Source organism: Streptosporangium sp. NPDC002544 (assembly GCF_040295965.1).
GTDB lineage: Bacteria > Actinomycetota > Actinomycetes > Streptosporangiales > Streptosporangiaceae > Streptosporangium.
Genome location: NZ_JBEOWJ010000013.1, coordinates 203976 through 222335, shown reverse-complemented (window position 1 = coordinate 222335; position 18360 = coordinate 203976). Strand labels below are relative to the sequence as shown.

15 protein-coding genes, 2 pseudogenes and 1 riboswitch are annotated in these 18360 nt (G+C 70.4%); of the genes and pseudogenes, 9 read left to right on the top strand and 8 right to left on the bottom strand.

Annotated elements, in window-relative coordinates:
• The first annotated feature begins 260 nt into the window (after window positions 1–260).
• Together ABT061_RS21805 and ABT061_RS21800 are read left to right on the top strand one after the other, a co-directional pair.
• Window positions 261–1406 (top strand): branched-chain amino acid ABC transporter substrate-binding protein, encoded by a 1146-nt coding sequence (locus ABT061_RS21805; protein ID WP_350920605.1) that lies wholly within the window; start codon window positions 261–263, stop codon window positions 1404–1406.
• A gap of 21 nt (window positions 1407–1427) precedes the next feature.
• Window positions 1428–2201 carry a hypothetical protein gene (locus ABT061_RS21800; RefSeq protein WP_350920602.1) on the top strand — a complete coding sequence of 258 codons (774 nt, stop codon included), beginning with the start codon at window positions 1428–1430 and terminating at the stop codon, window positions 2199–2201.
• Between the two features lie 124 nt (window positions 2202–2325).
• Here ABT061_RS21800 and ABT061_RS21795 read toward each other — a convergent pair whose 3' ends face one another.
• On the bottom strand, window positions 2326–3036 hold the full coding sequence (locus ABT061_RS21795; RefSeq protein WP_350920600.1) for a CHAP domain-containing protein: 711 nt from the start codon (window positions 3034–3036) through the stop codon (window positions 2326–2328).
• An 18-nt stretch (window positions 3037–3054) separates the two neighbouring features.
• Window positions 3055–3193: riboswitch (cyclic di-AMP (ydaO/yuaA leader) on the bottom strand.
• A 493-nt stretch (window positions 3194–3686) separates the two neighbouring features.
• A pseudogene (locus ABT061_RS21790) lies at window positions 3687–3914 on the bottom strand (helix-turn-helix domain-containing protein); the annotation flags it as partial.
• Window positions 3915–4083: 169 nt separating this feature from the next.
• On the opposite strand from ABT061_RS21790, the gene ABT061_RS21785 reads away from it, so the two are divergent.
• Both ABT061_RS21785 and ABT061_RS21780 read left to right on the top strand, forming a co-directional pair.
• Window positions 4084–5052, top strand: a complete 969-nt coding sequence (locus ABT061_RS21785; RefSeq protein WP_350920597.1) for a hypothetical protein — start codon at window positions 4084–4086, stop codon at window positions 5050–5052.
• A 145-nt stretch (window positions 5053–5197) separates the two neighbouring features.
• Entirely contained in the window at window positions 5198–6382 is a 1185-nt protein-coding gene (locus ABT061_RS21780; RefSeq protein ID WP_350920594.1) for a DUF6716 putative glycosyltransferase, read from the top strand.
• A gap of 371 nt (window positions 6383–6753) precedes the next feature.
• Here ABT061_RS21780 and ABT061_RS21775 read toward each other — a convergent pair whose 3' ends face one another.
• The 4 genes from ABT061_RS21775 to ABT061_RS21760 form a co-directional block, all read right to left on the bottom strand.
• Window positions 6754–8082: an alpha-2,8-polysialyltransferase family protein gene (locus ABT061_RS21775; RefSeq protein ID WP_350920591.1), complete on the bottom strand. Its 1329-nt coding sequence runs from the start codon at window positions 8080–8082 to the stop codon at window positions 6754–6756.
• A complete protein-coding gene (locus ABT061_RS21770) occupies window positions 8079–9008 on the bottom strand; it encodes a glycosyltransferase family 2 protein (RefSeq protein ID WP_350920588.1) in 930 nt (309 codons plus the stop codon). Before ABT061_RS21770 ends, ABT061_RS21775 begins: the two co-directional genes overlap by 4 nt.
• A gap of 268 nt (window positions 9009–9276) precedes the next feature.
• The gene (locus ABT061_RS21765) at window positions 9277–11355 is read right to left on the bottom strand and encodes an N-acetylneuraminate synthase family protein (RefSeq protein WP_350920585.1); all 2079 of its coding nucleotides are present in this window, start codon (window positions 11353–11355) and stop codon (window positions 9277–9279) included.
• Window positions 11356–11509: 154 nt separating this feature from the next.
• The gene (locus ABT061_RS21760) at window positions 11510–12472 is read right to left on the bottom strand and encodes an alpha/beta hydrolase (protein ID WP_350920644.1); all 963 of its coding nucleotides are present in this window, start codon (window positions 12470–12472) and stop codon (window positions 11510–11512) included.
• Window positions 12473–12784: 312 nt separating this feature from the next.
• Here ABT061_RS21760 and ABT061_RS21750 point away from each other — a divergent pair.
• From ABT061_RS21750 to ABT061_RS21740, 3 genes and pseudogenes are all read left to right on the top strand, one after another.
• A pseudogene (locus tag ABT061_RS21750) lies at window positions 12785–12985 on the top strand (ABC transporter permease subunit); the annotation flags it as partial.
• Between the two features lie 154 nt (window positions 12986–13139).
• On the top strand, window positions 13140–13409 hold the full coding sequence (locus ABT061_RS21745; protein WP_350920582.1) for a hypothetical protein: 270 nt from the start codon (window positions 13140–13142) through the stop codon (window positions 13407–13409).
• Window positions 13410–13493: 84 nt separating this feature from the next.
• Entirely contained in the window at window positions 13494–14216 is a 723-nt protein-coding gene (locus tag ABT061_RS21740; protein WP_502991461.1) for an MgtC/SapB family protein, read from the top strand.
• Window positions 14217–14252: 36 nt separating this feature from the next.
• On the opposite strand, the gene ABT061_RS21735 is transcribed toward ABT061_RS21740, so the two are convergent.
• A complete protein-coding gene (locus ABT061_RS21735; RefSeq protein ID WP_350920579.1) occupies window positions 14253–15599 on the bottom strand; it encodes an aspartate aminotransferase family protein in 1347 nt (448 codons plus the stop codon).
• 29 nt (window positions 15600–15628) lie between these two features.
• On the opposite strand from ABT061_RS21735, the gene ABT061_RS21730 reads away from it, so the two are divergent.
• Complete coding sequence (locus ABT061_RS21730) at window positions 15629–16588, top strand: LysR family transcriptional regulator (protein WP_350920576.1); 960 nt, start codon at window positions 15629–15631, stop codon at window positions 16586–16588.
• 84 nt (window positions 16589–16672) lie between these two features.
• On the opposite strand, the gene ABT061_RS21725 is transcribed toward ABT061_RS21730, so the two are convergent.
• Window positions 16673–17548 carry an AEC family transporter gene (locus ABT061_RS21725; protein WP_350920573.1) on the bottom strand — a complete coding sequence of 292 codons (876 nt, stop codon included), beginning with the start codon at window positions 17546–17548 and terminating at the stop codon, window positions 16673–16675.
• A gap of 164 nt (window positions 17549–17712) precedes the next feature.
• On the opposite strand from ABT061_RS21725, the gene ABT061_RS21720 reads away from it, so the two are divergent.
• Window positions 17713–18285: a putative glycolipid-binding domain-containing protein gene (locus ABT061_RS21720; RefSeq protein WP_350920570.1), complete on the top strand. Its 573-nt coding sequence runs from the start codon at window positions 17713–17715 to the stop codon at window positions 18283–18285.
• Window positions 18286–18360 lie beyond the last annotated feature (75 nt).

The window sequence follows — 18360 nt, the reverse complement described above, 5'->3', positions numbered from 1 at the left end:
CCGGGCGTTCACCCGCCCGGTCACCGCGTGTGATCACAGGGCATCGCGGAACTCGCATGAAGGCTCCTGACGAATCTCTCCTCCGGAGATCGGATCGGTTCCCGTTTCCGTGGTACTTCTCCCCCTTCACCGGATCTTCATCGAATCCTCATGATCATCATCGCAGAATTCATGTCGGGCGCCCGCGGTGTGGGACGCCCCCGTACGCTGAGGCATCCGCCAGGCGGCGGCTGGACGGCCTAAGCGCCTGGAGGCGATCGATGCGCAGCGCCCGCCGGTTGGCCGCCTTCGCCGCGGCGGCGCTGCTGGCGGCCGTGCCGGGGTGCGCCGACATCGGGGGGCGCGTCTCGGATCAGGGGCGCTGCGGCCTGCGTATCGCCTTCTTCGGGCCACTCACCGGCGAGTCCATGAACCTCGGGCGCAACATGCGCGAAGGCGCGCTGCTCGCCGTCGAACAGCACAACGCCCGGAATCCGGCCTGCCCCGTCGGGCTCGTCGACTTCGACACCCAGGGGGATCCGAAGCAGGCGCCCGAACTCGCTCAGCAGGTCGTCGCCGACCCCGCGATCATCGGTGTCGTCGGGCCGGCGTTCTCCGGCGAGTCGCAGGCCGCCAACCCGATCCTGAACCAGGGCGGGGTCAGCACCATCACCCCGGCGGCCACCGACCCCGGCCTCAGCCGCTGGGGGCGATCGACCTTCCATCGCATCCTGGGCAGCGACGCCGCGCAGGGACCGGCGGTCGGCCGGTACATCAGGGAGAGGCTGCTCGCGCGGAAGGTGTTCGTCATCGACGACATGAGCCCCTACGGGCGCGGCCTCAGTGAGCTGGTCATGAAGGAGCTCGGCTCGCTGGTGGTGCAGAGCGCCTCGGTTCAGCCGAATTCGGTCGACTTCCGCGGCGCGGTCTCCGAGGTCGAATCGGCCGCCCCCGACGTGGTCTTCTTCGGCGGTTACTACACCCAGGCCGGCCGGCTCCTGCGCGAGCTGCGCGACGCGGGCGTGAGCGCCGTCTTCGTCTCGGGCGACGCGGTCAAGGACGACGGGTTCGTCCGCACGGCGGGGGCCGAGGCCGCCGAGGGCGCAGTTCTCACCTGCCCGTGCCGGCCGCCGGAGAAGGATCCCGGGTTCGCCCGGCGCTACCGGATCCGTTTCGACCACGACCCGGGCACCTACAGCGCGGAGGCCTACGACGCCGCCACCGTCTTCCTGCGGGGCATCGACGCCGGCCGGACGCGACGCTCTGACATGGAGGAGTTCGTCGACGGCTACTCCGGCGCCGGTATCACTACGAAGATCCAATTCAACGGCGACGGCGAGCTTGCCGGCTCCTCGGTCACGGTGTGGGCCTATCGCGTCCGCGGCGGCCGGATCGTCGCCGACGACAGGCCGATCCCCGGAAACTGACCGCACAGGAGATCAGAAATCATGACAAGCCCCCCGATCGCCTATCGAATCCCCGGTCCGACCGCGTCGTCCCCGAGGTCACCGTCTGCCGGACGCCTCGACTGCGCGAGCGGCACCGTCCACCGCGCCCTCGCGGAGGCTCCGATCGGCGGGTACGGCATGCTGGAGGCGGCGCTCGCCTGGCAACATCTGCGCTCCGCCGGACCCGGGAACACCGGCGGAGGGACACACGCCACAGCGTCGCGTCATCTTCCCGTCGTGGAGACGCGCAGCGGGGCGGTGGCGGCACGGATCGCCCGGCTGCTGTCAGGGCTGGCCTGGGCCATCGTCACCCAGGCCGACGCCGGCGACACCGGCTTCAAGCGGTCGCCGGTCATGCGCGTCGAGGTGCCCAGAACGCTACACCGTAGGGTCCTGCGGGCGTTGACCAACGCGTGGCGCGACGCCCGGCGGCAGTTCGACCCGAGCGTCCCGGGCACCGCCACCGACGCCGACGCGGCCGTCGCCCTGTGGCGCATGGGCATTCTCGTCGCCGGGCTCGGTCCCAGCCACAACATGGTCTACCTGCGCACCGGCACGTCCACGATGGCCGAGATGATGGCAGCCGCCGCCAGGTGTCTCGGCCTCACCCCGATCGTGGACAATGTCCAGGGCGCCCCGGCGGTAGCCCTCTACCATCGGGGTGAGGTGCACTGGCTGCTCGCGGAAGCGGGAGCGGGAGGCGCGGCGACCATGTGGGTGCGCGGTGGCCGTCCCGCCGGTGCCGCCGGTACCGGCGTCGGGCTCTGGCCATGAAATCGCCGTCAGGGGCGCCGCTCGAGCGAGCGGCGCCCCTGGGCGAGTGCGGATCGGCCCGCGTTCACCGGCGGGGGTGCCGGGTGCCCGCCCCATGGGGGATGGCGCGGGCGGCGGGTGTGGATCAGCCGGAGTAGACGGGGTAGCCGTAGCCGACGACCTGGGAGACGGGCCGGATGCGCTGCTCGACGTTGCCGTTGCCGGTGTTGCCCTCGATCGTGGTGATCGTGCCGTCTCCGTTGTCCTTCTTCACGAAGCCGACGTGGTCGATGCCGTCGAGGCTCTTGCCGCCGGCCCAGTCGAAGTAGACGACGGCGCCGGGAGTGGGGGTGGTGCCCCAGTGATGGTTGTTCTTGAACCACTTGGCGTGGGTGACGGTGTAGGCGTCCCAGCCCATCGTGGGCCGGATGCCGGCCATCTCACCGACCCAGGAGACGAACATCGCGCACCAGGGGGCGTTGGCGTAGCCCTGGATGCTGCCGCCGTCACGGGCGACGGTCTCCTTGGCGCGCGGGGAGGACATGTACCACGAGTGGAACTTGGTCCCGCCGCCCTGGGAGTTCTCACGGACGCCGATCTGCTTGGAGGCGAGGTCCAGGACCTGCGCGGCGGAGACCTTGGGCAGCCTCTCGGCCGCGATCTCGAGCGGGGTTCTCGCGGGCCTGTGCTGCGAGACCTCGGAGACCTTCGTCTCGGCGGGCGGGTTCAGAGCGGTGTGGCTGTCGGCCAGGGCTGCGGAGCCCACGGAGCCGGTCGCCAGGACGACGCAGGCGCCCAGGAGGGCGCTCGCCACGCGGGGGGCGCTGAAGGTGGGGGTGAGGCGGTGCTTGGTCATACCGGGGTTCGACTCCTTGCTTCGCTTCCATGCCGCCTACCGGGTTAGCTGACGGGTTCGGGCTGGGAAGTGCCCTACGGCGCGAGAACGCGCTGATTCACCCCAGGAACGTGGTTCCCCGGTTCCGCAGACTTCGCGGATTCGGCGGCCGTGCTCACCGCGGGCGGAGGGGTTCCGCCCAGGTGGAACACGGTCGGGCAATGTGACGGCAATGCTTAGATCTATACAGACCCAGACATTTGCCATGAACAGGACGAACGTACGTCACTCGGACAGACGATTACAAGTAGGACACATTGCCCTGACTTGGTGATACGTCCAAGTCGCGGGGGTACGGCGGGGGGTCGCTTGGCCTGGGAAGGGGGCGGGTCACGCCCGTCCTCCGGCCGGTCGCGGCGGGCGGGGTCGCGGCCCCGTCGCGGGCGGGATCCCCTGTTTCCTCGGCGATCCAGCCGTGTGGTATCCGCCGGTGGATCGCCTGACCCGGGGTGGTATGGCGTGATCGGGAGGCTCGCCGGTAAGGGTGTCAGGCCTTAACTCTTTGCAACAAATATTCGATGGTAAAAAGTGTGGAGCGGATGCGTCCTCCTCCCCCGGAAGGCCCGAACAAGGTTCGGCGGCCCAGGGGCCCTCCGGCGGCAGGGCGGGCCTCAGCTCTCCTGGCCGGACCAGGAGCGGAACAGCGGGAGCAGGAACCGGTCGACCGTGTCCTCGACGAACTCCCGATCCAGTGGCTTGCCGGTGAAGAGCAGCCGGTACCACACCAGCGCCTCCTTGCCCGCCCAGCGACGGTAGATCGTGACCTTGCTCGCGCTGGCCCGCCTGGCGATCTGGTCGATGGACATCCGGTCGTATCCGACCTCGGACAGCAGAGCGGCCGTCGCGTCGAGGAAAGATCGCGCGCAAGCACGCGTGGGCGGCTGTTCATCCGTGGTTCCCCGGCGCTTAAGGCCACCGGGTTAGCTTGGGTCAGTCGTGAACGGGTCATCACCCGGCGTGGAGGACGGTCGAGACCACGCGCGGGATCAGGGTTCGGCCATCGCCTGGGTGGAATCCCCGCTGCAGATGCTCTGCGCCGTGGAGGCCCACCACGCGGGGCTGCTCGGTGCCCGCAGCCACCTCGTGCCCAGGGCGAGGCTCCGCCCCCTGGCCGTCACCGGGCGCGAGCTCGGGCGCCTCACCCTGCCGCCGGGCCTGGAGCTCACCGCCGCGCGGCCGGACATGCCCAGGCCGCGCCGGGGCGTGACCTGGGCGGTGGGCGACGCCTTCTCCGGCAAGGTCCAGTTCCGCTGGCTCACCGGGCGCCCCGGCCGTATCGTGATCGTCGACGACGGGCTGGCCACCATCAGGCTCCTGGAGTTGCTCGTCGGCCACGCGGGTACGCCCCTGCTGAGGGCCCGGGGGAAGGCGGGACGGCTCAGAACCGCCCTCGGCGCGGCGGCCGGACTCAGGTTGCGCGCCGCGGCCCGCTCGGGTCGGCTGTCGATCTTCACAGCGCTGCCCGTTCCCGCGGACCTGGCGAAGGCCGTACGGGCGAGAGGGGCCGAGCTGATCACCCACGACTTCGCCTGGCTGCGGTCGCAGCCGCTGCGCGTGCCCCGTCCCAAGGAGCTCACGGTCGTCCTCGGCACCTCGCTGGTCCGCAACGGCCTGATCCACCGCGACCACTACCTCGGCTGGCTGGCCGCTCTCGGCTCGGCCGGGCCGGTGGCCTACTTCCCGCACCGCAGGGAGGACCCCCACGATCTCGCCAAGGTCGGGGAGCAGCCCGGGATCACCGTCTACGGTGGCGGGATCCCCGCCGAGATGACCCTGCGCGGGCTGGCCGCCGGGCAGCGGGTACTGAGCCTGCCGTCCACCGCGGTCACCTCCCTGCGGGTCCTGCTCTCGGCCAGGGGCGTCCCGGTCGAGACGGTGGACGTCCCGGACGAGTGGTGGACGGTGGAGGCGGCCCCCTCGCTCCGCTCCCACCTGTCGATGTTCGCCCATCACGACACGGGAGCCACCGGGGCATGACCTCGTGACCTCGTGACCTCGTGACCCCGCGGCCGGAGGCCGGTGGCGTGCCGCCCCGGGATGCGAGCCGCGCCGGGTCCGCCCATGTGAAATCGGATATGAAGCGGGGGATCCCCGTTGGAGGTTCTCGTTGAAGGTCCTGGCCGTGGCCGACTCTGACTCCTACCTGAAGTGGGCGGCCTGCCTGCTGCGGGACCTGCCCTCGGGATGCACGAGGGAACTGGCGGTCATCCGCACCCCCATCACCCCGTCCCCGGCGCAGATCAGTGCCGCGGTCGCGGGCTCGGCGGCGGATCCGCCGGTGCTCTCGGCCCGCGCGCTGCGCCGGGCCGCCGAGCGGCTCGGGCCCGACGTGGTGCTCGCCGCCTGCACAGGGCCCGTGGTGGACGTGCTGGTCGGCGAGGTGCTGGCCGGGTTGCGGCCACGGCCGGTGTTCGTCTCGGGCCTGCCCGGCATCTCCGTCCCCGCCACCGAGAAGGCCTGGCTGTTCCGTAGCGGATGCGAGCTGTTCGTGCTGCACAGCGGGCGGGAGGTCGAGGAGTTCTCGGCGATGGGCCGCGAGCTGGGCGGGGGCGGCCAGGTGGGGCTGGCCCGGCTGCCGTTTCTGCGAGGCCAGGAGGAGGTCGCCCGCATCGGGCCGCGGGACCGGGTGGTGTTCGCCACCCAGGCCAAGGTGCCCAAGCGGAGACAGGAGCGCGAGAGCATCCTGCTGGCCCTGGCCGAACTGGCCGGGCGGCGGCCGGATCTGGACGTCGTCGTCAAGCTCCGTGCCCTGGACGGCGAGCGGCAGACCCACAATGAGCGCCACCACTACCAGCGCCTGTGGCAGTCGCTCGTGGAGGAGGGCAGGGTGCGCGCCGGGGCCGTGCGCTTCGCGGCGGGGCCCATGCACGAGCACCTGGCCCACGCGGCCGGGTTCGTCACCGTCAGCTCGACCGCCGCGCTGGAGGCGATCGCCCAGAAGGTGCCCCTGCTGGTGCTGTCGGACTTCGGGGTGGGCGCCGAGATGATCAACCTGGTCTTCGAGGACAGTGGCCTGCTCGGCACCCTCGACGATCTTTCCGCGGGGCGCTTCCTGGACCCGGACGACGGCTGGTGCAGGGACAACTACTTCCATCCCGGTGACGAGAGCGACTGGGTCTCGCGGATGGTCTCCCTGGTCGGGCAGGCACGCTCGGGACGCCTCGTTCCCGCCAAGTCCCTGCTCGACGGCCCCGAGTACGCCGCCGCCCGCCGTCGCGCCCGGATGCGCGTGGAGGTCCCGCCGAACGTGCTGCGCATCGGCTACCGCGCCAAGCGCCGGATGCGCCGCTACCTGAGTCGTCCGTAGCGCTTTGCCCCTCAGGCCGGAGGGTTGATAACCGTTCCGTCGTGGCGGGGCAGGGAACGCTGATTCGCCGTTAACGGCGAATCAGCGCATGCCGGCGTGACCGCGTCAGATACCGCTGGATGAGCGGGAACGGAGCAGGAAGGGTTCGCAAGCCTGTGGAGACCCGATAAGGCCACCCCGGTGGCGCGGGTCGACGAGGCAGGAAGCCGCAGAGGTACCGCACACGCGGTACTCATGCCGAAGAGCGCGTCAACTCAGGGCGCCGGGCCGGCACTCGCGCCTCGCCTCCGGACCGGAGGAGACGGCGCGGCACGGGGACGCGGGGCGATCCGCCGTTTCCCGCCCGTGCCGTGCCGCTGTGGCCGTCCGGCTCAGGGAAAGGTTCTCGACAGGCGGCTGCGGAGCCTGCCCAGGGGGCTCCGCTCCTGGGGGGCGGCGACCGGGGCGCCGGCCGGAGCGGTGGCCGATGCGCCGGCCGATGCGGTGGTGGCTGAGGTGGCGATCAGGTCCAGGGCGGCGAGCCGCCGGTGCTTGAAGTAGCGGTCGGGGCCGCAGGCCTGGAGATAGGCCGCGGCCTGCTCGCGCAGCCCCGGATACGCCTCGCTCCGCATGCAGTAGCCGACCGCGCCCACCAGGGCGGAGACGTCCACCGGCGGGGGCTCCCACAGCGAACCGTCCGTCGACAGGCGGGGCAGCAGGGCGTCGGTGATGGTCGCCGGGATCCGGTTGCTGTTCTCGTACGGGGAGAGCCGCTCCAGGATCAGCTTGCCGCCCACCGTCGCCACCGGGAGCCCGAAGTACCGCCCGGCGGTGATCAGAGCGGTGGAGAAGCAGCCGACCACGAGCTCGGGCCCGAGGGTGGCGAAGCACGACTCCGCCGGGACGCTCTCCGCCACCACGTCCAGCTCGACGCCCAGCTCGGCGGCCGTCTCGCGCAGCCGCTGGGCGTGCCGCCGCCCGGCGGCCGGGTGCGGTTTGAACAGCACGCGCGAAAACCCCCGGGCGACGAGGCCGCGCAGCATGTCGGCGTGGAGCTCCGCCTCCTCCTCGGAGGTGACGATGCCGAGGGCGGACAGGTACTGGCCGAGGATCATCGCCCGGCCCGAGGGCGGGTCATCGGCCCGGTGGCCGACCACGTCGAGGAAGGCCCGGTCGGGGAGGGGTTCGGCGGGCACCCCGTACTCGGAGAGCAGCAGCGGCCGAAGACCGGGCACCAGGTCGAGGTGGAGCAGGCGGGTGATCCGCCCGTAGATCTCCTGCGGCAGCGGGTCGCGGGTCGGGCCGTAGCTCATCAGGCCGTCGGAGTAGACCGAGATCGGGCAGTCCCTGACCAGTCCGGCCAGCGTCTTGGCAGGGGGGACCGCGACGGATTCCAGAACCAACTCGGCGGGCCCGGCTCCCAGGGACAGGTGCGAGCGGAGCAGGCGGCCCAGCATCGGCACCTCGACGACGCGTGCCTTCCAGTCCGATGGATGCAGCGGGGCCACGATCTCGTTCCACGAGTGAATCTCGTCGAAGCGCGGGCGCAGCGTGGCGAAGCCCGGGGTCTCGTCCAGAGCCGGGGTGATCTCCGGGATGGCCGCGTTGTTGGAGACCAGCAGGATCCGGCGCCCCTGGCGGGGGCCGAAACGGCCGTCGTCGATCGCCGCCGCCAGCGTCATCGCACCGAACAGGGTCGAGGCGTAGAACAGCTGCGTCATCGGCGCTCCAGGAGGTCGAGCAGGATCTGATCGCGTTCGGGGTCCAGGGCGGTCCCGGCGAGCAGGTCGGCGGGGAACCGCCTCAGTGTCGTGGCACCGCGCTCCTCGAAGCGGGCTCGAAGCTCGGGGGAGAGGCGCTCGCCCAACTCCAGGTGGTGGGCCAGCAACGCGCGGAAGGTGCGCACCGCCTTGGGCATGAACTCCTCCTCCAGGTCCGCGAAGACCAGGTCGAAGGCGTCGAAGAAGTGCAGTTGCCTGGCGTCGCCGGTCTGCGTCAGCGAGCCCGCCACCATCCGCCGGTAGAACAGCCCGGCCAGTGACACCACCGCGAACGAACCCGCGTCGCGGTGCAGCCGCCAGATCCACGGCCTGTCCTCGGCGGTGTGCAGGTGCCCCGGGAAGGTCAGCAGGTCACCGAGGTCCCGGCGGTAGATCCCCGCCCAGGCGTACGGGTAGTCCACCATGGTCCTGGCGTGATCGGGCAGGATGTGGTCGCGCGGCTTCAGCACCACCTCGCGGGTGGCGAGCGGCGCCCGGTGGATCGTCCGCTTGCGGCCCTCCGCCTGTACGTGGTCGACCCGGACGAAGTCGCAGTCCAGCCGCTCGATCGCGCCGACCAGGTCCCCGAGATATCCGGGCGCGAGCCAGTCGTCGCCGTCCATGAACGTCAGGTAGCGGCCGGAGGCGAGGGAGATCCCGAGGTTACGCGCGTCGGCCAGTCCGACCGGCGCGTCGTTGCGGACCACCACCAGACCGGGCAGATCACGGCAGAAGTCCTCGACGATCTGCCCGGTCGCGTCCACCGACCCGTCGTCCACCACGATGAACTCGAAGTCCCGCCGCGCGTTCCTGACCAGTGACGCCAAGGCGTCCCCGACGTAGCCCTCCGCGTCCCGCACCGGAACCACCACCGACAACTTGATCAACTTCGCCCTCCCGTCCCCAACTCAGACGACCCAACCAAGAACCCTCACGTCGACCACCCTCACCTTCCCCCGACGGGACTCCCCGTGAGGCCGCGCCGGCGACTAGGCCAAGAAGCACCCTGGGGACGTGCCCCGTACTCCGTCCCCGAGGGACTCCCCGTGAGGCCGCGCCGACGACTGGACTGAGGAGCGAAGGAGCGAAGCGGATGAGCGACGAGGGAAGGAGTCGGATAAGAGCGGCCTCACCGCGACGCGTCAGCGTCGCCATCTACACAGTGACGCGGCGGAGGCGGGACTTGGGGGCCTGCTCGCCGGGGAAGACCCGCTTGACGCCGTCGCCTAGGGCGGTCTCGATGATGCGGATGTCGCGGACCAGGTGCTCAAGCCCGGCGGGCTCCAGCGAGGCGGCGTGGTCGGAGCCCCACATGGTGCGGTCGAGCGTGATGTGCCGTTCCACGGTCACCGCCCCCAGGGTCACCGCGGCGAGCGAGATCTGCAGGCCGCGCTCGTGGCCCGAGTAGCCGACCGGCACGCCGTACCGCTCCTGGAGTGTGGTGATCGTGCGGAGGTTGGCCTCCTCGGGAGGGAGGGGGTAGGTGGAGGTGGCGTGCATCAGCACCAGCTTGGAGGTGCCGAGAAGCTCCACCGCCTGGTCGATCTCCTCCAGCGTGGACATGCCGGTGGACAGGATGATCGGCTTGCCGGTCGCGGCGAGCGCGCGGAGCAGTTCCAGGTCGGTCACGCTCGCCGAGGCGACCTTGTGGGTGACCACGTCCATGGACTCCAGGAACTCAACGGACGGCACGTCCCACGGCGAGGCGAACCAGTGCAGGCCCCGCTTCCGGCAGTGCTCGGCGATCTGGGAGTACTCCTCCAGGCCGAACTCGGTCCTGAGCTTGTACTCCATGTAGGTCATCTCGCCCCACGGCGTCTGCCGGATCTGGTCGCGCTGCTCCAGCGGCACGCAGATCTCCGGCGTGCGCTTCTGGAACTTGACGGCCTGACAGCCCGCCTCGGCCGCCACGTCGATGAGCCGGCGCGCGATGTCCAGGTCGCCGTTGTGGTTGATGCCGATCTCACCGATCACGTAGACCGGCTGTCCGGCGCCGATCAGCGCGTCGCCGATCTGGACGGGCCTGGCGACCGGGGCGAGCCTCAGCTCGGCGCGGGGCGCGGTCACTCCGGTGACCTTCTCGTCCGCCGGGCGGGCCGCGAGGACCCGGTCGCACAGCTCCCGTACGGCCCCGGCCCCGCCGGGCCTGGTCAGCACGGTCCTGGCGGCGGCGCGGACCTTCGGGTGGGCGTCGGGGACGGTGACGGGCCAGCCGACGTCGCTCATCGGGCCCAGGTCGTTGACGTCGTTGCCGACGTAGGCGACGCGGGCCGGGTCGATTCCCTCGATGGCCAGCCAGTCGCGCAGCACGGTCCGCTTGTCGGTCAGGCCCTGCAGGACGGGCACGTCGAGCTTACGGGCGCGGGCCGCGACCACCGGGTTGTGCTCGGTGGACATGATCATCAATTTGACGCCGGAGCGGCGCAGCAGTGAGATGCCCATGCCGTCGGAGCGGCTGACCGCGACCATCTCACGGCCGTCCTGGTCGACGTAGGCGCGGTCGTCGGTGTGCACGCCGTCGAAGTCGGTGATCACCGCGTCCACATCGATCGGCTCGGGCCGGTCCACGAACGGCGCCAGCGCCCGTACGATCTCCAGATCCTCGGGGGTGTCCACCTCGACGGCGTGGTGCGGGGAGACCCGCTGCACGGCGACGGTGCCGAAGAAGCGGTGGCCGTACTCGCGCAGACCCTCGGCGCGCATCACGTAGAAGGCGCCGGTCTCGCGGAACTGCGGTTCGCGGTCCTGGCGGCGCGGCCGGTGGGAGGGGTCGTGGTTGACGCCCGCGCCGTTCACGCTCCACAGGAACTCGTGCGTCTCCAGCCCGGAGAACACCACGTCGGCGCTGCCGTCCAGGACCTTGGCAATGGCGTCGTCCAGGTCGGCGGGGTCGATGAACGCGCTGGTGCACTGCACCAGGATGACCACGTCGGGGACGTCGGGGGTGTGGTCGAGCGCGTGGAGCACCGCGGACTCGCTGGAGGCGGTCCCGCCGCTCAGCTCTTCCGGCCGGTCGATCACGGTCGCGCCCGCGGCGCGGGCCACCTCGGCGATCCCGGCGTGGTCGGTGCTGACCACGACCTCGTCGACCAGCTTGGCCCGCACACAGGCCCGTACCGCGCGGGCGACCAGGGGACTGCCGCCCACCGGGGCCAGGTTCTTCAGGGGAACGCCCACCGAACCTCCGCGGGCGGGGACAACGGCCAGGACTCGCAAGGTGGCTCCTCGTGACATGCGACAAACGCCCCTGAACTGGGGTGTTTGACGAACGCTAGTCACGGGGGTGACCGGCGAGGGGTGCCTGAGCTGAACGCCCAGAGTCATCAGCCTTAACTTTCGGCGCCCCGATGCACGGGTGGGACACCTTTCGAGGAGGTGTCCCAGGTCGTCAGGGAGCGGCGTCGATGGAGTCCATGAGCATGGGGAGCGCGCGTTCGAGGCCGCGGCTCCAGTAGGGCCAGCTGTGGGTGCCGGGCCCGTAGAAGTCGACGGTCACATCGACGCCGTTGGCCCTGGCCCGCTCGGCGAAGGTCACGGCCTGGCGGAACAGGGCGGCCTCGCCCTCGTCCCGCGGCTCGGAGGTGCCGTCCAGCGGGCCGGGGGAGCCGTCGCCGCTGGAGACGAAGAGCCGTACCCCGCGAAGCGCGCCGGTGAGATCGGCCGGGTTGTGGGCGGCCCATTCGGGGTCTCGCGGGGGACCCCAGAGCTTCGCGGAGTCCTCGCCGTTCCGGTTGAGCAGCCAGTCGACGCCGCCGTTGCCGTCGCGGGTGTGCAGCACCCCGGAGAAGGAGGCGGCCGCCTGGAACATGCCGGGATGGCGGGCCGCGTACGACATGGCCCCGAACCCGCCCATGGACAGTCCCGCCACCGCCCGCCGGTCCCCGGCGCCGTAGTCGCGCTCCAGGATCCGCCGTACCTCGGTGAGGTGGAAGGTCTCCCAGCCGGGGCCGTCGCGCCAGTCGGAGTAGAAGCCGACGGTGCCGCCCTCGGGGATGACCACGATCGCCCGGTAGCCGGAGGTGAGGCTCGCGGCCTCCCCCTTGGTGACCCAGGTGTCGTAGTCGGACTGGCAGCAGCCGTTCAGCAGGTACAGCACCGGCCACGGACCCGAGTCCGGCGTCCAGCCCTCGGGCAGCAGGACCCGGACCATGCCCTCGCGGCCGAGCGCGGTGGAGGTCACGGTGAGCTCGTGGTCGCGGCCGCCCAGCTTCTTCACCGCGACGGCGGGGGTTCGCGAGGCGCCACCGTCAAGCCTGCCGGGCGAGGACGGTGGCAGGAGTGCCATCAGTACCGCCACGACCGCCACGGCGGCCAGCAGGAACACTCCCAGACGTACAGCTGTGCGGTTCACGCCGCCAATACTCCCGCTTCCCGCCGATCGCGTGAAGCCTACTCGACGCGTTGAGGGCCGATGGGACGGACAAAGTGCCCCAGGAACGGGGGCACGGCCGCTTTTGAGACGGTGGTAGCGGGAGTGGTCGATGGTCGTGTCGGCGTGCAGCCCGGAGACGACGAGAATGCCGGAGACGCCACGGTCCAGCAGCATCCCGACGTACTCGTCCTCACCTGCCCCCTCGGGGGTCTGCGTGCACAGAACCGCGGTGTATCCGTGGCGCGCCAGCCCCGTCTCGATCACCTGGGCGAAGAACGGGAAAACCGGATTTTGCTGATGCTCGCGCTGGCCCCGCTGCTGGTCTCGTCGTTCGCGTTCAACTTCAACGGCATCTTCCTGGTCACCGCCGGAGGCCCGTTCCCCGCCGACAACCCGACGATGGGGGCGACCGACCTGCTGATCACCTACACCTTCCGGCCCGCCTTCGGGCAACAGGGCGCGCAGTACGGCCTGGCCTCCGCGATGTCCATACCGTCACGCTGCCCGCCGACGGCCCGGCCTTCCACATCTGGCGCCTGGCCCGGAGCTGAGGACCCGGGGACGGGCAAAGTTCTCATCAAACGGCGTTACAGGCCACGTGAGGCCGGGGACTTGCGACAGTACGTCGTGATTCACGGAGGCTGTCATGGTCAAGGGAACCGCCAGCGCACTGGATGGCAGAGCGGGCGGCCAGGCGGGTGGGGCGGAGCGGCCGCACATCAGCCTGCCGGTGATCGGCACGCTGACCGTGCCACCGGCGGACCGACTGGTCTTCTACGGCGTGCTGGGCGCGCTGGGCGCGCTCGGAGTCGTCGAATGGCCCCTCGTGCTCATCGTCGGGATCGGTCACTATCTGACCGAACAGCGGTTCTCGCCCCTCTTGCGGGAAGCCGGGCAGGCCGCGGAGGCGGCGTAGCGAGGAAAGAGACACCGAGCGGCGGCCCGGCCCTTCCCGGCGGACCGGGGCCGGGAGGGGGCCTGCCGGCCCGACCTGGAGGTGGTGGCGCTGGCACCTCTCGGTGACCTGGCAGGACAGGGCTGGACGCAGATCGGTGAGCTGGCCCTGGCCTTCGTGCTCTCGGCCGCGATCGGCCTGGAGCGGGAGATCCGCCAGAAGAGCGCGGGACTGCGCACCCACGCCCTGGTCGGTTTCGCCGCCGCCCTGTTCATGCTGGTGTCGAAATACGGCTTCGCCGATGTGCTGGGAGAGCACGTCACCCTCGATCCGTCCCGGGTGGCCGCCCAGATCGTCTCCGGCATCGGCTTCATCGGCGCCGGCCTGATATTCGTCCGCGGTGACGCGGTCCGCGGTCTCACCACCGCTGCGGCGATCTGGCTCACCGCCGCGGTGGGCATGGCGGCGGGGGCGGGGCTGTGGCTGCTGGCGACGGCCGTGACCGCGGGATATTTCATGACGGTACTCGTCCTCACCCCGCTGGCCGACCGGCTTCCCTGGTCCAGGTACGCCCCCTCACGGCTCCATCTGACCTATCTCGACAGGAGGGGCGTGCTCCGGCTGGTACTGGCCGAATGCACGCACCGGGGATTCGTCGTGGACGAGCTCTCCATCGACCAGCGCGGCGAGCGCCACGTCCCGGAGACCGTCTCGCTCTGGCTCACCGTGCACGGAGTCGGCCTGATAACCGAGCTGACCACCGCGCTCTCCGAGATCGACGGGGTGCTCGCGGTGGTGAGCCAGGACGCCAACGCGCCCACGGTCTGACGGCCGTCGCCACCGTGGCGCTCTCCCCTTTCCCGGTCAAGCAGCGAGGTGCGTTCGTGCGGTCACCTCTGCGATCGCCTGGTCGAGCATCTCCAGGCCGAGGGTAATCTCGTCTTCGGTGCTGGTGAGAGTGGGGGCGATCCGGAACGTGCCGCCGATTCCCGGCAGCTGCACGATGTTCATGTGGAGGCCGAGTTCGAGGCAGCGGCGGGTGATGGCCGCTCCGAGCTCGTCCGAGCTCTCCTCGGCGCCGGTGCCGGGCGCGAGTTCGACTCCCTGGAGGAGCCCACGGCCACGCACGTCGCCGATGATGGCGTGCCGGTGCTGGATGGACAGCAGACCGGCGCGCAGGAACGCCCCCAACTCGGTCGCTCGCGCATCGAGCGCGTCACGTTCGAGCACGTCGAGCACGGTGTTGCCGACGGCGGCGACCAAGGGGTCGGAGACATGCGTGGTGAAGAAGAGGAACCCCCGCTCGGCGGCGGCCTGTTCGATCTCGGCCGAGGTGACGACTGCGGCAAGTGGCAGGCCGGCGCCGAGCGTCTTCGACAAGGTCAGGATGTCGGGAACGACACCGTCGCGCTGAAAGGCGTACCAGGTGCCGGTACGGCACAGCCCGGTCTGAGCCTCGTCGAGGATGAGGAGCATCCCGCGCTCCACACACTTGCGCTTGAGTGCCGCGAGGTAGCCGAGCGGCGGTTCGATGACTCCCCCGGAGCTCAAGATCGGTTCGATGATGCAGGCGGCGAGGTTTCCCGTGGACTGCGCGTCCACGAGCCCGAAGGCGACGTCGAGCTGACGCCGCCAGTCAAGTCGCCCCTCCGCGTCGATGAAATCGGGCCGATACTCGTAGGGGACCGGGATCGGGATGTTGCCCGGGGCGGCCGGACCGTATCCCTTGCGTCCTGCGCTGTAGGTCGCCCCGGCTGCGGCCTGGGTCATGCCATGCCAGGACCGCGCGAACGACACGATCTCATGCTTTCCGGTGACAAGCTTCGCCATCCGGATCGCCGCCTCGTTCGACTCCGCACCCGTGCTCAGAAGCAAGGTCTTGGCGAGAGGGGCGGGCAGCGTCTCGGCCAGGCGTCGCGAGAGCTCGACGACCGGCCTGGAGAGCATGCCGCTGTAGAGGTGGTCGAGACCGGCGACCTGGCGCTGTACTGTCGCCACGATCTCCGGGTGCGAGTGGCCGAGGATGGAACTCATTTGCCCCGACGTGAAGTCGAGGATCTTCCGTCCCCTTTCGGTGTAGACGAAACTTCCCTCGGCGCGCGCGATTATCTCCGGAACGAACGGGGCGCCGTACCGGATGACGTGCTTGTCAACATCTGACCAGAACGCAGCATCGGAGGCGAGTGGGGGTTCGGAGGCGATGGACGACATGGTTCGACGGTACTGACGTCAGACTGTGCATGTCCATCGCAGCATTTCCATCATTCTGTTCGGTTCCATCGAACAGTAGGCTGCGTGTCATGACTCTGAACCCGTGGCGACTTCGGCTTCTCGATGTGTTCGAGCGGGTCGGAACCGTGCGCGCCGTGGCGGCGGAACTGATGTTGAGCCCTTCGACGGTGTCGCAGCAGTTCACAGTGCTGGAGGCCGAGACGGGAGTGCAGCTCTTCGAACGGGTCGGTCGAACCCTCACCCTCACGCCGACCGGTGCGACGCTCGTGGAACGGGCGCGCGAGCTGCGCGATCACATGGATTCCATCGAGGCGGAGCTGGCCGAGGTCACAACCGAACCCGCGGGACAATTACGCGTGGGCGGGTTCGCCAGCTCGATCGCCCCGATCCTGATCAAGGCGGTGACGGCTGTGGCGCGCACGCATCCGCGGCTGAGGCTGGAGCTGCTCGAGATCGAGCCGCGCGAGAGCATGGCGGCGCTCCATCAGGGCCGCTGCGATCTCGTGGTCACCGTCGACGAAGCCGACGGCTCGCTCTTGAGCCCCACCATCACGGTGATCCCGCTCGCGACCGACCCGCTCCTGCTTGTCGCGCCCGCGGCTCATGCGGTGGGGGAGCTCGACGTCGTCTCGCTCGCCGATCTCGCCGCGGAGCGGTGGGCGCTGGACCACTCGGGCACGTACCTGGGTGAGCTCGTTCCTCGTCACTGCCGGCTCGCCGGATTCGAGCCGATCGTCGCCGGTCGCTTCTCCAGCTACGGTGTGCTGCTCTCCCACGTCGCCGCAGGACTGTCCGTCGCGGTGCTCCCCGAGCTCGCGGTCGAGCCCAGGGCCGGCGTCGTCGCTCGCCCGATCATCGGTCTCTCCGATCGGAAGATCGTGGTTGCCGTTCGCTCCGGCAGCGCGCGGCGGCCCGCGATCACGACCGTGATCGAAGCACTTCGGCGGGCCTCCGCTCACGCCTCATAGCGCCCGCATGCGCTGTTGACGGCACTTCGCCACCACGCTCGCCCAGATGACGAACGAACGTACCGGACGGACGGATCTCTCGGATCACCCGGCTCCCAGCAGGGCGATGACGGACAGGGTCACCAGGGACAGGAGGCTGGAGACGAGGATGGCGTCGCGGGGCAGTTCGGTGGGACGGCCGTGCTCGGCGGCGTAGACGTAGGTGTTCTGGGCGGTCGGAAGTCCCGCGAACAGGACCGCAGCGAAGAGCGCGGGACCGTCGAGATCGAGGAGGAAACGTCCGGCCAGGAGAGCGACCAGCGGCTGGAGCAGCAGTTTGAGCACCACCACCGGTCCGATTCCGCGCCAGGCGACGGCCGAGCCGTTCAGGGACATGCCCAGTGAGAAGAGCGCCAGGGGCACCGCGGCGCCACCGAGGATCTCCAGGGGCCGCAGCGCGAGGTCGGGCAACCGCCAGCCGAGGGCGGACACGCCCAGGCCGAGGATCGAGGCCGCCACGATCGGCGTCCGCAGCGGGGCGAGGAAGGACGAGCCGCCGGCCCCGAGACCGAGGAAGAGCAGCGGGGAGACCACCAGGACCTGGAACATCAGGACCGACACCACGAACGTCGCGTCGTGCAGGACGTAGAGGCCGACGGGGATGCCGAGGTTGCCGGCGTTGACGTAGGACGACGCCATCGCGCCGGTCACCCGGTCGGGCAGCTTGCCGCGGAACAGTGCCAGTGCCAGCAGGCCGACGGTGAAGGTGCTGATCGCGAAGGCGAGCAGCGGGCCGGGCTGGATCTGGCTGAGCGGGGTACGGCTGAGCGTGGTGAACAGCACCGAGGGCATCGCGATGGTGAACGCGAACCTCGTCAGCGCCTGCCGGACCTGAACGCTCGCCGACCCGGAACGGGCGGCCAGCCAGCCGAGGGCACCGATGCACCATATCGGGACGAACGCCGCAATAACCGCCTGCACCCGGCATACCGTAGCCGGGCCTTGCACCGGAGGGCCGAGGGGGTACGCGTCTTGTTTAACGTTCTTGGAATGGTGTGGAGGTTCACGCTCACCGGCCAGGGGTATTCCCGTGCCGCCGGGTCATCTCACTCGTGGGCCGGGAAGGAGCGGGCGGGGGGACGGCGATGCGCGGGCTCGTGTGGCTGAAGGACGAGGGAGCCGAATACGCGGAGGTCGACCTCACCGGGGAGATGATGGCGGTCGGCGTGGCGATCGGCACGGATCCGGTGCCCTACCGGCTGGAATACACGCTGCGCGTGCTGCCCGGATACATCACCGAGCTGCTGACGGTACGGGCTCACGGCGCGGACTGGTCCCGGTCCCTCGATCTGCGCCGCTCCGTCCACGGAGCCTGGTCCTGTGAGACCTACGAGGAGGGGCGCCTGGACGGGGCGTTGCCCGGCGGGGACATGAACGTCCTGAACGACGCGCTCGACTGCGATCTGGAGCTCTCGCCGCTGACGCACACCATGCCGGTCCTGCGGCACGGCCTCAACGCTTCCAAAGGGCACGTGGACATCGTCACGGCCGCGGTCCAGGTGCCCCACCTGCACGTGAGCCACCATCCCCAGCGCTACACCCACCTCGGTCCCAACCTGGTGCGCTGCGAGAGCGGGGGCCTGCACGCCGACCTCGTCTTCGACGACGACGGGATCGTGGTCGACTACCCGGGCTTCGCGAAGCTGATCGACTCCTGACGGCCTGCGCCCGCCGCGACACCCCGGCGGGGCAGCCGGAGCCGGCCAACGTCGGGGGAGTGCGGCATCGCGCGT